Origin of the sequence: Sphaerotilus natans (genome assembly GCF_900156335.1) — a bacterium.
GTDB lineage: Bacteria > Pseudomonadota > Gammaproteobacteria > Burkholderiales > Burkholderiaceae_C > Sphaerotilus > Sphaerotilus natans.
The window spans coordinates 23280-35081 of record NZ_FTMZ01000026.1 but is presented as its reverse complement, the minus strand read 5'-3'; the positions used below and the strand labels follow the sequence as shown (position 1 = coordinate 35081).

Genomic DNA, 11802 nt, shown 5'->3' with positions numbered 1-11802 from the left:
CTACGTAGCCCCTACGTAAGGCATTACGCATTACAGTCTGCCCGTCCGAATTTTCCGGAGACAGAGCGCATGAACAAGGTTTACCCGAGCGCCGCAGCGGCGCTGGAAGGCATCGTCCGCGATGGCCAGCTGATCGCCGTCGGCGGCTTCGGCCTGTGCGGCATTCCCGAGGCCCTGATCGACGCGCTGCGCGACAGCGGCGTCAAGGACCTGTCGGTCATCTCGAACAACGCCGGTGTCGACGGCTTCGGCCTGGGCAAGCTGCTCGAGACGCGCCAGATCAGGAAGATGATCTCGAGCTATGTCGGCGAGAACAAGGAGTTCGAGCGTCAGTACCTGGCCGGCGAGCTGGAGCTGGAGTTCACGCCGCAGGGCACGCTGGCCGAGAAGCTGCGCGCCGGCGGCGCCGGCATCCCGGCCTTCTTCACGAAGACCGGCGTGGGCACGCTGGTGGCCGAGGGCAAGGAGCTGCGCCAGTTCGACGGCGAGACCTACGTGATGGAGCGTGCGCTCAACCCCGAGGTCGCGCTGGTCAAGGCCGATGTCGCCGACATGTCGGGCAATCTGCGCTTCAACAAGACCGCCCGCAATTTCAATCCGGCCGCGGCGATGGCCGGCAGGATCTGCGTCGTCGAGGTCGAGCGCATCGTGCCGACCGGCGCGATCGAGCCGGACGACGTGCACCTGCCGGGCATCTACGTGCACCGCATCGTGCACAACCCGACGCCCGAGAAGCGCATCGAGAAGCGCACCATCCGCGATCGCAAGTAATTCGAAGCCCCCTAGGAGAGCATTCATCATGGCCTGGACCCAAGACCAGATGGCCGCCCGCGCGGCGCAGGAACTGCAGGACGGCTTCTACGTCAACCTCGGCATCGGCATCCCGACGCTGGTGGCCAACCACGTGCCCGACCACATCGAGGTGTGGCTGCAGAGCGAGAACGGCATGCTGGGCATCGGCCCCTTCCCGTACGACGACGAGGTCGACCCCGACCTGATCAACGCCGGCAAGCAGACGGTCACCACGCTCAAGGGCTCGTCGATCTTCGGCAGCCACGAGAGCTTCGCGATGATCCGCGGCGGCAAGATCAACCTGTCCATCCTGGGCGCGATGCAGGTCACCGCCCAGGGTGACCTCGCCAACTGGATGATTCCCGGCAAGATGGTCAAGGGCATGGGCGGCGCGATGGACCTGGTCGCCGGCGTCAAGCGCGTGATCGTGCTGATGGAGCATGTCGCCCGCAAGAAGGACGGCAGCACCGACCTGAAGATCCTGCCCCAGTGCACGCTGCCGCTGACCGGCCAGGGCGTGGTCGACCGCATCATCACCGACCTGGGCGTGATGGACGTGACGCCCGAAGGCCTGAAGCTGGTCGAGCTGGCCCCGGGCGTGACCCGCGAGGAGATCCAGTCGAAGACCGGCGTGCCGCTGATCTGATCCCGCCTCAGCCGCGCCGGATCCAGTGTCCGGCGCTGAGCAGCTCATGCGGCCGGAAGCGCTCCTTGTAGGCCATCTTGGCGCTGCTCTCGATCCAGTAGCCGAGATAGACATGGGGCAGATTCAGGCCGCGCGCCTGCTCGATCTGCCACATGACGTTGAAGGTGCCGTAGCTGGCGCCTGCGTCGTCCGGATCGTAGAAGGTGTAGACGGCGGACAGGCCGTCGTTGAGCACATCCAGGATGGAGACCATCTTCAGCGCGCCCGGCCGGCCATCGGCCTGGGGCGGCGCGCGGAACTCCACCAGCCGCGAGTTGACCCGGCTCTGCAGCAGGAACTGGGTGTACTGGTCGACCGAATCCTGGTCCATGCCGCCGCCACTGTGGCGCGCGGTCTGGTATTTCAGGTAGAGCGCGTAATGCTCCGGCACGAAGCGCAGCCGGGTGACCGCCACCTGCAGGTCGGCATGGTCGCGCCAGGCACGGCGCTGGCTGCGGCTGGCGCGAAAATCGTTCACCGGGATGCGCAGCGGCAGGCAGGCACGGCAGCCGTCGCAGTGCGGCCGGTAGGTGAACAGGCCGCTGCGGCGGAAACCCGCGGCCACCAGGCCGGAGTAGGTGTCGGCGTTGATCAGGTGCGACGGTGTCGCCACCTGCGACCGCGCCATGCGGTCAGCCAGATAGCTGCAGGCATACGGCGCGGTGGCGTAGAACTGCAGTTCGGCGAGGGGAAGATCCTGAGGGTGCGTCACGCGGCGGGGTCGGGCAGACGGTTCATCGGTGGATCGGCCTCGGGGCCGGCCTCGAGCGGCAGCTGCCGCCACAGTTCGCGATGATAGGTCCACTGACCGGGTGATGGCAGCTCCACCACCTGATCCAGATGCCGGAGAAAGTCATCGCGCGCGACCGGCACGGCTCCCATCGTGGCCAGATGGCGGGTCTGCTGCTGGCAGTCGATCCAGTCGATGCCCGCCTGCCGGCAGAAGGCCACCAGCGCGGCCAGCGCGATCTTCGACGCGTCGGTGCGGCGCGCGAACATCGACTCGCCGTAGAACATGCGCCCCTGGCAGACGCCGTAGAGTCCGCCGACCAGCTCGCCGTCGATCCAGGTCTCGAAGGAGTGCACCTCGCCGGCGGCATGCCACTGGCGGTAGGCGCGCATCAGCTCCGGCACGATCCAGGTGCCGACCTGACCGTCCCGGGGCGTGCCCGCGCAGTGCGCGATCACCCGGTCGAAGGCCGAGTCGATGCGGATCTCGCAGCCGGGCGTGGCGATGAAGCGCCGCAGCGTCTTCTTCAGCGAACGATGCAGCCGGAAGTCGTCCGTCTTCAGCACCATGCGCGGCGTGGTGCACCACCACAGCACCGGCTCGCCGCGGCTGTACCACGGGAAGATGCCGCGCCGGTAGGCCTGGCGCAGCCGCGCGATCGTCAGGCGCCCGCCCGCGCACAGCAGGCCCGGCGCCTCGCTGCCCGCGCCGAGCGCGCGCTCCAGCGGCGGGAACGGCAGGCTACCGTCGTCGTCGTCGGGCAGCCAGTCGATCATCGTGCGGCGTGTCGGCGCATCCGGCGGCTGATCAGCGCAGCTGCAGGTCGTCGTTGCCGAACTCGATGCCCAGCGGCTCGATCAGCAGGCGCTTCGGGCCGGCCTCGACGGTGCCGGCGTGCCAGGCGGCGATGCCCTGGGCGCGCGCGATCTCGACGGTGCGCTCGGCGTCCTCGGCCTTGACGAAGATCGCGAAGCCGGCACCCATGTTCAGCGTCGAGTAGGCCTCGCGGTCGTCCTGCTTGGCCTGCTCCTGGATGAACTTCAGCACCGGCGTGACCGGCGGCACGGTGTGGATGCGGTAGGTCAGCTCGCTGGGGTGGCGCAGCAGCTTGCGCCAGCCGTGGCCGGTGATGTTGGCGCAGTAGCGCGGCGCCACGCCGGCCTTCCAGAGGGCCTCGGTGACGGGCGAGTACAGCACGGTCGGCGCCAGCAGCGCCTCGCCGTAGGTGAGGCCCGGGGCGATCTCGGTGAGGTAGCCCTGGGGCAGGCGCTCGACCAGCTTGCGCGCCAGCGACAGGCCGTTGGCGTGGATGCCGCTCGACTCCAGCAGGATGATCGCGTCGCCGGCGCCGAGCTGGTCGCCGACCGACAGGCGCTCCTTCGGGTTGATCAGGCCGGTGCAGGACGCGGCCAGGTCGATGCGCCCCTCCTCGACGATGCCGGCCAGCGCCGGGGTCTCGCCGCCGCCCCAGGCGACGCTGCAGACCTCGCAGGCGCGCTTCCAGCCGGCCACCAGGGCCTGGGCGCGCTGGTTGTCGCCGAACCAGTCCGAGCCGCCGGCGGCCCAGTAGGCCTGCACCACCAGCGGCGTGGCGCCGACGGTGATCAGGTCGTTGATCGCCATCGCGATGGTGTCCTGCGCGATGCCATCGTAGAAGCTGCGGCCGGTGAGCCGGGCCATTTCGTCGGCGACCAGGGTCTTGGTGCCCAGGCACTCGACGATCGAGGCCAGATAAAAGGGACCGACATCGACCACATAGGCCGACTCGCCGCGCGAGGCCGCGACTTCGGTGAAGCCGTGCGCCGCCAGATGGCCGGCGGTGGCGGCAGCGGCGCGCTGCGCGGTGACCTTCAGCGGGTCGATCAGGTCGTAGTTGACGCCGGCCTGCTCGTAGCTGAGCGTGCCGTTCGGGTCGTGGGAGGGAGCGGCGTTTTGATTCATGGGGCGGGATTATCGGTCAGCCGGGCCGCCTACAATCCGCCCCCATGTCCTATATCGTCCTTGCCCGCAAGTACCGGCCGCGCCGCTTCACCGAGATGGTGGGGCAGGAGCATGTCGTGCAGGCCCTGGGCAATGCGCTGACCCGCCAGCGCCTGCACCATGCCTACCTGTTCACCGGCACCCGCGGCGTCGGCAAGACGACCGTCTCGCGCATCCTCGCCAAGAGCCTGAACTGCACCGGCCCGGACGGGCAGGGCGGCATCACCGCCGAGCCCTGCGGCGTCTGCGACGCCTGCCGCGACATCGACGCCGGTCGCCATGTCGACTATGTCGAGCTCGACGCCGCCTCCAACCGGGGCGTCGACGAGATCAGCCAGCTGCTCGACCAGGCGGTCTACAAGCCGGTGGCCGGACGCTTCAAGGTCTACATGATCGACGAGGTGCACATGCTCTCGACGACCGCCTTCAACGCGATGCTGAAGACGCTCGAGGAGCCGCCCGAGTACCTGAAGTTCGTGCTGGCCACCACCGACCCGCAGAAGGTGCCGGTCACGGTGCTGAGCCGCTGCCTGCAGTTCAACCTGCGCCCGATGGCGCCCGAGACGGTGCAGCGCCACCTCGGCACCGTGCTGCACGCCGAAGGCATCGAGGCCGAGGCCGGCGCGCTGCGCCAGCTCTCGCGGGCCGCGCGCGGCTCGATGCGCGACGCGCTGTCGCTGACCGACCAGGCCATCGCCTTCGGCGGCGGCGCGCTGCAGGAGGCGGCGGTGCGGCAGATGCTGGGCTCGGTCGACCGCAGCCATGTGGTGCGCATCGTGCAGGCGCTGGGCGCCGCTGACGGCGCCGGCCTGGTGCGTGCGGTCGACGAGCTGCGCGGCCTGGGCCTGTCGGCCGCCGGCACGCTGGAGGATCTGGCCGCGCTGGCGCAGCAGATGGCGCTGGCGCAGGCGGTGCCGGCCGCGCTCGACCCGACCGACCCCGAGACCGCCACCGTGCGCGCGCTGGCACCGCTGCTCGACCCGGACGAGACGCAGCTGCTCTACAGCATCGCGCTGCACGGCCGCGCCGAGCTTGCGCTGGCGCCGGACGAATACGGCGGCCTGATGATGGTGCTGCTGCGCCTGCTGGCCTTCCGACCGCAGGGCGCCGCGCCGCGCCGGGTCGAGCTGCCGGCGGCCGAGGTGACGCCAGCGCCCGCCGTGCCTGTTGCCGTGCCTGTCGCAGCGCCTGCACCTGAACCCGTGGTGCCAGTGCAGGACGTGCCGCGCGTCTCGCGCGAGCTGCGCCGGCCGCTGGAGGCACGCGCCCGCATGCCGGTCGAGCCGCAGGCCATGCCGCCCGCCGCGCCGGCTCCGGCCGCTCGCGCCGCGGTGCCGCCGTGGGAAGACGAGCCGCCCGGCTGGGACGAGATTCCACCCGCCGACGAGAACGCACCGGCTGCAGGGCTGCCGCAGGATGAACCCGTGCGCCCGGTGGCCGTACCGGTGGCCACGCCGGCGCCGCTGCGCCCGCGTCCGGTGCAGATGGACGAGGTGCTCGACGATCCGCTGGTGACGCGCTGGTGCGACCTGTTCCAGCGCCTGAGCGAGCGTGCCCTGGTCAACGGCCTGGTGCGCGAGCTGGCCTGGCAGGCGCAGTGCATCGCCATCGAGCCCGGCGCGGGCAGCCTGCGCTGCGTGCTGCGCGTCGAGCGCGAATCGCTGCGCCAGAGCGGCCACCGCGACCGGCTGCAGGCGGCGATCACCGAGCTGGTCGGTCAGCCGGTCACGCTGGAGATCACGCCCGGCGCGGTCACCGACAGCCCCTCGCGGCGCGAGACCCAGCGCCGCGAGCGCGCCCAGCACGAGGCCGAAGGCGCGATCACCGACGACCCCATGGTGCAGGAGCTGCTTGCGCGCTATCCCGGCGCACGCATCGTTCCCGGCTCGATCCGGCCCAACTGACCCGACTTTTTTCTCGCTCCCTCCAAGAAAGGAACATCCATGTTCAAAGGACAGATCGCCGGCCTGATGAAGCAGGCCCAGGCCATGCAGGACAACCTGAAGAAGGCCCAGGAGGAACTCGCGCTGATCGAGGTCGAGGGCCAGTCCGGCGCCGGCCTGGTCAAGGTCGTCATGACCTGCAAGCACGATGTCAAGCGCGTCACCATCGACCCGAGCCTGCTGGCCGACGACAAGGACATGCTCGAGGACCTGGTGGCTGCAGCCTTCAACGACGCGGTGCGCCGCGCCGAGGAACTCAGCCAGGAAAAGATGGGCAAGCTGACAGCCGGCATGCCGCTGCCCCCGGGCATGAAGCTGCCGTTCTGAGCCCGAGCGACCGGCGCGCTTCGCGATGACAGGCTCCGCCGCACCGCCCGACGCGATGCTCGCGCTGGTCGAGGCGCTGCGCCGATTGCCCGGCGTGGGCGTCAAGTCGGCGCAGCGCATGGCCTATCACCTGCTGCAGCATGACCGCGACGGCGCGCTGCGGCTGTCGCAGGCGCTCGATCACGCGGTGCACGGCATTCGCCACTGCGAGCGCTGTCACACCTTCACCGAGCAGCCGGTCTGCGCGACCTGCCTCGATCCGGCGCGTGACCCGCGGCTGCTGTGCGTGGTCGAGACGCCGGCCGACCAGGCGGCGGTCGAGCGCACCGGCACCTACCGCGGGCTCTATTTTGTGCTGATGGGGCGGCTCAGCCCGCTCGACGGCGTGGGCGTGCAGGACATCGGCATGCCGGAGCTGCTGGCGCGGGTGCGCGAGGGCGAGGTGCGCGAGGTGATCGTCGCGACCAACTTCACCGCCGAGGGTGAGGTCACCGCCCACGCGGTGGCCGAAGCGCTGCGCCCGCTGGAGGGCGTGCGCGTGACGCGCCTGGCCCGCGGCGTGCCGATCGGCAGCGAGCTCGAGTACGTCGATCTCGGCACCATCGCGCACGCGTTCTCGGAGCGGCGCTGAGCCGCTCCGGGGCCGCGCCTTACTTGCGCGCCAGACGGGTCGGGCGGATCTTCATGCCCTTGGCGGCGCCGCCCCGGTTCGGGCTGGCCGCCGCCATGCGCACCGACTTGCCCGCCTTGGCCTTGGCCAGCGCGCGGCCCTCGGCCACCGGCGCGATCTTGCTGCCGGTCGGCACCCAGATGACCAGCGCCTGCGCCTTGCGGAAGCGGGTGCCGTCGTCGATGCGGTTCCAGGCGGCGATCTGGTTCGCGCTCACCCGGTAGCGCTTGGCCAGCGCGGCCACGGTATCGCCCTTGCGAGCCTGGATGGCGACCTTGCGCAGCGGCGGCACATCCGGCGCCAGCGCCATGTGGGCATTGTCGGCGACATGCTCGGGCACATCGGCCGCACGGGTCTCGGCGCGCTGCACCAGCAGCGTGGAGCCGGCCTTGACCAGCATCTTCGGCGGGATGCGGTTGATCTCGCGCAGCTCCGCCTCGCCCATGCCGACCAGCTCGGCAGCCTGGGCAGTCTTCATCGTCTTCGGTGCGACCCAGGCCGTCCAGCTCGCCAGCGGTCCCTGGTGCGAGGCCAGGCGCTTCACGAAAGTGTCGGCGCTGTTGTAGGGCAGCAGGATCTGCGGCGTACCGGCGGCCAGGATCACCGGCTTGTTCATCTGCGGATTGAGCGCCTTGAACTCCTCGAGCGGCATCCCGGCCAGCCGTGCCGCCACCGCCACGTCGATGTCGCGCCGGATCGGCACGCTCAGGAAGTAGGGGTGATTCTCGAGCTTGGGCAGCGCCAGACCGAAGCTCTGCGGCGCCAGCACGATGTTCTTGACAGCCTGGAACTTCGGCACGTAGTGGCGCGTCTCCGCCGGCATCGACAGGCTCTCGTAGTCGGTGGGCAGGCCGGCGCGCTCGTTGCGGGCGATGGCGCGCTTGACGTTGCCTTCGCCCCAGTTGTAGGCGGCCAGCGCCAGCTGCCAGTCGCCGTTGAACATCTTGTTGAGCCGGCCCAGGTAGTCGAGCGCGGCGCGGGTCGAGGCCAGCACGTCGCGGCGGTCGTCGCGGAAGAGGTTCTGCTTGAGGTCGTAGTCCTTGCCGGTCAGCGGCATGAACTGCCACATGCCCGAGGCGCGGGCCGTGGACAGGGCCTGCGGATTGAAGGCGCTCTCGATGAAGGGCAGCAGCGCCAGCTCGGTGGGCATGCCACGGCGCTGGACTTCCTCGACGATGTGATAGAGGTAGCGCGAGCCGCGGTCGGTCATGCGCTGCACATAGTCCGGGCGGCTGGCATACCAGCGCTCGTGCTGGCGGACCAGTTCGTTGTCCAGATCCGGCATGCCGAAGCCGGTGCGAACGCGCACCCAGAGGTCCTTGCGCGCCTTCTCGGCGTCGACCACGCCCTGGCCGTCCGGCGACAGCGGATCGACCGGCATGCCGGCAGCATCGCGAGGATCCTCGAGCACCGGTGCAGCGGCCGGCACGGCCGCGACCTGCGCGGGCAGCGGAGCCAAAGGGCCTTCCGCGCCACGGGTCGAGGCCGGCAGATCGCGCGAGCCGACGGTGGTGATCTGGGGCGGCGGCTGCACGCCGTCGTCCACGGTGGCGCAGCCAGCAAGCGCCATCATCAGCGCCGACAGGGCAAAGGTGGCACGGCGGGGAGAGCGGTTCATCGGTAGGTGTCTTTCCACTGTCGGATCGCAGCGAAGACCGAGACCGGATCCAGCGTGGCCGCACCTTGCACGGCGGCACGCTCGATCACCCCGGGCTGCTCGCAGCGCAGGAAGGGATTGATCTCCCGCTCGAGGCCGAGCGTGCTCGGCAGCGTCGGGAGACCGCGTTCGCGCAGGCTCTTGCACTGCGTCTCGTGGCGGACCACGGCCAGATTGTCCGGCTCGACCGCGCGTGCGAAGCGCAGGTTGGCCAGCGTGTATTCGTGCGCACAGCATACCTGCGTGTCGTCCGGCAGCGCCGAAAGCCGCGCAAGCGAGCGGTGCATCTGCGCCGCCGTGCCCTCGAACAGCCGGCCACAGCCGGCCGAGAAGAGGGTGTCGCCACAGAACAGCACAGGACTCATGCCATGATTTTCGCAGATCGGGCGAATCACGAAGGCTCGATGACCGCGGGTATGGCCAGGCACCTCGATCACGGCGAGGGTCCAGGGGCCGATCTCGTGCCGATCGCCGTCATGCACCGGCTCGACCGGCACCGGCATCGGCTCGTCGGCGGGGCCCAGGATGCGCGCTGCGCGCCCGTGCACCGAGCCGGCCAGGGCCTGCAGACCGCCGACATGATCGCCATGATGGTGAGTCACTAGAATGCCGCTCAGATGCAGCCCCAGCCGCTCGAGCGTCTCGAGCACCGGCGTGGCATCCCCCGGATCCACCACCAGGGCCTGCCGGCCGTCGTGGAGCATCCAGATGTAGTTGTCGGCAAAGGCGGGCAGCGCGATCAGATTCATGGCACAGGATTCTTTGATTATAGAGATGGCCCCCTGGCTGGAATCTCCAGCCGGACGCTATCTGCTGGCCTGGGAGCAGCGCCAGCTCGACCATGTGGTGGCGGACATCTTCGGCTATCACGCGGTGCAGCTAGGGTGGCCGATGGTGCAGGCGCTGCGGGCCAGCCGCATCAGCCACCGCTGGCTGCTCAACGACGGCACGCTGGAGGCCGGGACGGACCTGGCGCTGCTGCCGCCGGGCGGTCTGGGCGCAGGCGGCAGCCCGCCCGAGGGCGGCGGTGCGCTGGCGGTGAGCGTGCTCAGCGCTTTCGAGACGCTGCCGTTCCCGTCCGGCAGCCTGGACCTGGTGGTGCTGCCGCATACGCTGGAGATGAGCGGCGACGCGCACCAGACGCTGCGCGAGGTCGAGCGGGTGCTGATGCCCGAAGGCCGGGTGGTCATCGTCGGCTTCAATCCGCTCAGCCTGTGGGGCGCCGCGCATGGCCTGGAGCGGCTCGGCGTGCCGGGCTGGCGCGGCCGCACCGGACTGCCCGCGCATGGCACCGGCGAGCTCATCGGCTGGCGCCGGCTGCGCGACTGGCTGCGGCTGTTGGGGCTGGAGGTGGAGTCGGGGCGCTTCGGCTGCTACCGGCCACCGTTCAGCACGCAGCGCTGGCTCGAGCGCAGCGCCTGGTGCGATGTGGCGGGCGAGCGCTGGTGGCCGGTGCTGGGCTCGGTGCACCTGATGGTGGCGGTCAAGCGGGTGAGGGCAGTGCGCCTGCTCGGCGGGCCGCAGTGGAAGATCAACCGACGACGCCGGGCGGCCGCCCCGGCCGTCGTCACCCGCGGCCGCCCCGTGCCGCGTTGCGAGGACCGATGAACGACAGCAAAGACAGCGCGCCCCCGGCGCGGACGCCGATCCGCCGGCCCCAGGTCACGATCTACACGGACGGCGCCTGCAAGGGCAATCCCGGCCCGGGCGGCTGGGGCGCCTGGCTGCGCAGCGACGGCCACGAGAAGGAGCTGTGCGGAGGCGAGCTGGGCACGACGAACAACCGCATGGAGATGACGGCGGTGATCGAGGCGCTGGCGAGCTTGAAGCGGACCTGCGACGTGGTGCTCTACACCGACAGCGAGTACGTCAAGAACGGCATCACCACCTGGATTCACGGCTGGAAGGCGCGCGGCTGGAAGACGGCCGCCAAGCAGCCAGTGAAGAACGTCGAACTCTGGCAGCGCATGGACGCGCTGTCGCAGCTGCACAAGATCGAGTGGCGCTGGGTCAAGGGCCATGCGGGTGATCCGGGCAACGAGCGGGCGGATGAACTGGCGAACCGGGGCGTGGAAATGGCCCGCACCGGCACCGGCACCGGAGCATCGCGATGAGCGCGCTGGTGCTGATCCACGGGGCCTGGCACGGCGCCTGGTGCTGGCGGCGGGTGCTGCCGGGGCTGCGCGACGCGGGCCACTCGGCCCATGCGGTCACGCTCACCGGCGTGGGCGAACGGGCGCATCTGCTTCGCCCCGACCTGCGCCTGCGCGACCACATCGCCGACGTGCTCGGCCTGATCGAGGCCGAGGAGCTGGACGATCTGGTGCTGGTCGGCCACAGCTACGGCGGCCTGGTGATGACCGGCGTGGCGGACGCGCTGCTGGCGCGCGGGCTGAAGCCGCGCCATCTGGTCTACGTCGACGCGGTGACGCCGCATCCAGGCGAATCCTGGTCCAGCCAGCACGCGCCCGACACGGTCCGGGCGCGCCTGCAGGCCGCCGCGCAGCGACCCGATGGCGCGATGCCGCCGCCGGATGCGGCCGTCTTCGGCCTGGACGGCGCCGACCGCGACTGGGTCAACCGCCGCCAGACGCCGCAGCCCGCAGGCGTCTACCAGGACCGGCTGGACTTCGACGCCGCACGCATCGCCGCGCTGCCGCGCACCTTCATCGACTGCACCGCACCGGCCCTGCCGACGATCGCGGTGATGCGCGAGCGGGTGCGCCGCGAGCCCGGCTGGCAGGTGGTCGAGCTGGCCACCGGTCACGACCCGATGATCAGCGCGCCCGAGGCGCTGGTGGCGCTGCTGCTGGACTGCGCACGCTGAGCCGCGCGGGGCGAAGCGCCGCACCCGCCTGATCCATCACTCGCCTGATCCATCACCCACACCAAGACCCGTCACCCTCGCGAAGACCCGTCACCCTCGCGAAGGCGAGGGCCCACGACCCACATCAACCCGCCGTTCCCGGCGTGGGTCCCCGCCTGCACGGGGATGACGGAGCGCCTCACGCAGGGATG

General features: G+C 70.4%; 13 protein-coding genes. 8 read left to right on the top strand and 5 right to left on the bottom strand.

Annotated elements, in window-relative coordinates; genetic code table 11:
- Positions 1-69: 69 nt before the first annotated feature.
- Both BW996_RS18410 and BW996_RS18405 read left to right on the top strand, forming a co-directional pair.
- The gene (locus tag BW996_RS18410; protein WP_037478556.1) at positions 70-771 is read left to right on the top strand and encodes a CoA transferase subunit A; all 702 of its coding nucleotides are present in this window, start codon (positions 70-72) and stop codon (positions 769-771) included.
- Between the two features lie 28 nt (positions 772-799).
- The gene (locus tag BW996_RS18405; RefSeq protein WP_037478559.1) at positions 800-1438 is read left to right on the top strand and encodes a CoA transferase subunit B; all 639 of its coding nucleotides are present in this window, start codon (positions 800-802) and stop codon (positions 1436-1438) included.
- A 7-nt stretch (positions 1439-1445) separates the two neighbouring features.
- On the opposite strand, the gene BW996_RS18400 is transcribed toward BW996_RS18405, so the two are convergent.
- The 3 genes from BW996_RS18400 to BW996_RS18390 are packed head-to-tail and all read right to left on the bottom strand — an operon-like array spanning position 1446 to position 4148.
- Positions 1446-2189 (bottom strand): arginyltransferase, encoded by a 744-nt coding sequence (locus BW996_RS18400; protein ID WP_037478561.1) that lies wholly within the window; start codon positions 2187-2189, stop codon positions 1446-1448.
- Complete coding sequence (gene aat / locus BW996_RS18395) at positions 2186-2983, bottom strand: leucyl/phenylalanyl-tRNA--protein transferase (RefSeq protein ID WP_037478564.1); 798 nt, start codon at positions 2981-2983, stop codon at positions 2186-2188. The genes BW996_RS18400 and aat overlap by 4 nt, the downstream gene beginning before the upstream one ends.
- Positions 2984-3014: 31 nt before the next feature.
- Positions 3015-4148: an AIR synthase-related protein gene (locus BW996_RS18390; RefSeq protein WP_037478566.1), complete on the bottom strand. Its 1134-nt coding sequence runs from the start codon at positions 4146-4148 to the stop codon at positions 3015-3017.
- Between the two features lie 44 nt (positions 4149-4192).
- Here BW996_RS18390 and dnaX point away from each other — a divergent pair, with 44 nt between their 5' ends.
- From dnaX to recR, 3 genes are read left to right on the top strand one after another with little or no spacing between them, the layout of a single operon-like run.
- Positions 4193-6091 (top strand): DNA polymerase III subunit gamma/tau, encoded by a 1899-nt coding sequence (gene dnaX / locus BW996_RS18385; protein WP_037478569.1) that lies wholly within the window; start codon positions 4193-4195, stop codon positions 6089-6091.
- Positions 6092-6130: 39 nt separating this feature from the next.
- Positions 6131-6457, top strand: a complete 327-nt coding sequence (locus tag BW996_RS18380) for a YbaB/EbfC family nucleoid-associated protein (protein WP_037478571.1) — start codon at positions 6131-6133, stop codon at positions 6455-6457.
- Between the two features lie 25 nt (positions 6458-6482).
- Positions 6483-7088 (top strand): recombination mediator RecR, encoded by a 606-nt coding sequence (gene recR, locus BW996_RS18375; protein WP_037478573.1) that lies wholly within the window; start codon positions 6483-6485, stop codon positions 7086-7088.
- Between the two features lie 19 nt (positions 7089-7107).
- On the opposite strand, the gene BW996_RS18370 is transcribed toward recR, so the two are convergent.
- Both BW996_RS18370 and gloB read right to left on the bottom strand, forming a co-directional pair.
- A complete protein-coding gene (locus BW996_RS18370; protein WP_037478576.1) occupies positions 7108-8745 on the bottom strand; it encodes a transglycosylase SLT domain-containing protein in 1638 nt (545 codons plus the stop codon).
- The gene (gene gloB / locus BW996_RS18365) at positions 8742-9533 is read right to left on the bottom strand and encodes a hydroxyacylglutathione hydrolase (protein WP_037478578.1); all 792 of its coding nucleotides are present in this window, start codon (positions 9531-9533) and stop codon (positions 8742-8744) included. Before gloB ends, BW996_RS18370 begins: the two co-directional genes overlap by 4 nt.
- 25 nt (positions 9534-9558) lie before the next feature.
- On the opposite strand from gloB, the gene BW996_RS18360 reads away from it, so the two are divergent.
- The 3 genes from BW996_RS18360 to BW996_RS18350 are packed head-to-tail and all read left to right on the top strand — an operon-like array spanning position 9559 to position 11611.
- A complete protein-coding gene (locus tag BW996_RS18360; protein WP_037478580.1) occupies positions 9559-10392 on the top strand; it encodes a class I SAM-dependent methyltransferase in 834 nt (277 codons plus the stop codon).
- Positions 10389-10898: a ribonuclease HI gene (gene rnhA / locus BW996_RS18355; RefSeq protein ID WP_051631584.1), complete on the top strand. Its 510-nt coding sequence runs from the start codon at positions 10389-10391 to the stop codon at positions 10896-10898. Before BW996_RS18360 ends, rnhA begins: the two co-directional genes overlap by 4 nt.
- Complete coding sequence (locus tag BW996_RS18350) at positions 10895-11611, top strand: alpha/beta fold hydrolase (protein ID WP_037478582.1); 717 nt, start codon at positions 10895-10897, stop codon at positions 11609-11611. Before rnhA ends, BW996_RS18350 begins: the two co-directional genes overlap by 4 nt.
- The last annotated feature ends 191 nt before the right edge of the window (positions 11612-11802 follow it).

What these genes read in the sequence shown, in the direction of transcription:
- BW996_RS18410 (WP_037478556.1), top strand. Translation starts at nt 70, where the DNA reads ATGAACAAGGTTTACCCGAGCGCCGCAGCGGCGCTGGAAGGCATCGTC.
- BW996_RS18405 (WP_037478559.1), top strand. Translation starts at nt 800, where the DNA reads ATGGCCTGGACCCAAGACCAGATGGCCGCCCGCGCGGCGCAGGAACTG.
- aat (WP_037478564.1), bottom strand. Translation starts at nt 2,983, where the DNA reads ATGATCGACTGGCTGCCCGACGACGACGACGGTAGCCTGCCGTTCCCG.
- BW996_RS18390 (WP_037478566.1), bottom strand. Translation starts at nt 4,148, where the DNA reads ATGAATCAAAACGCCGCTCCCTCCCACGACCCGAACGGCACGCTCAGC.
- dnaX (WP_037478569.1), top strand. Translation starts at nt 4,193, where the DNA reads ATGTCCTATATCGTCCTTGCCCGCAAGTACCGGCCGCGCCGCTTCACC.
- BW996_RS18380 (WP_037478571.1), top strand. Translation starts at nt 6,131, where the DNA reads ATGTTCAAAGGACAGATCGCCGGCCTGATGAAGCAGGCCCAGGCCATG.
- recR (WP_037478573.1), top strand. Translation starts at nt 6,483, where the DNA reads ATGACAGGCTCCGCCGCACCGCCCGACGCGATGCTCGCGCTGGTCGAG.
- BW996_RS18370 (WP_037478576.1), bottom strand. Translation starts at nt 8,745, where the DNA reads ATGAACCGCTCTCCCCGCCGTGCCACCTTTGCCCTGTCGGCGCTGATG.
- gloB (WP_037478578.1), bottom strand. Translation starts at nt 9,533, where the DNA reads ATGAATCTGATCGCGCTGCCCGCCTTTGCCGACAACTACATCTGGATG.
- BW996_RS18360 (WP_037478580.1), top strand. Translation starts at nt 9,559, where the DNA reads ATGGCCCCCTGGCTGGAATCTCCAGCCGGACGCTATCTGCTGGCCTGG.
- rnhA (WP_051631584.1), top strand. Translation starts at nt 10,389, where the DNA reads ATGAACGACAGCAAAGACAGCGCGCCCCCGGCGCGGACGCCGATCCGC.
- BW996_RS18350 (WP_037478582.1), top strand. Translation starts at nt 10,895, where the DNA reads ATGAGCGCGCTGGTGCTGATCCACGGGGCCTGGCACGGCGCCTGGTGC.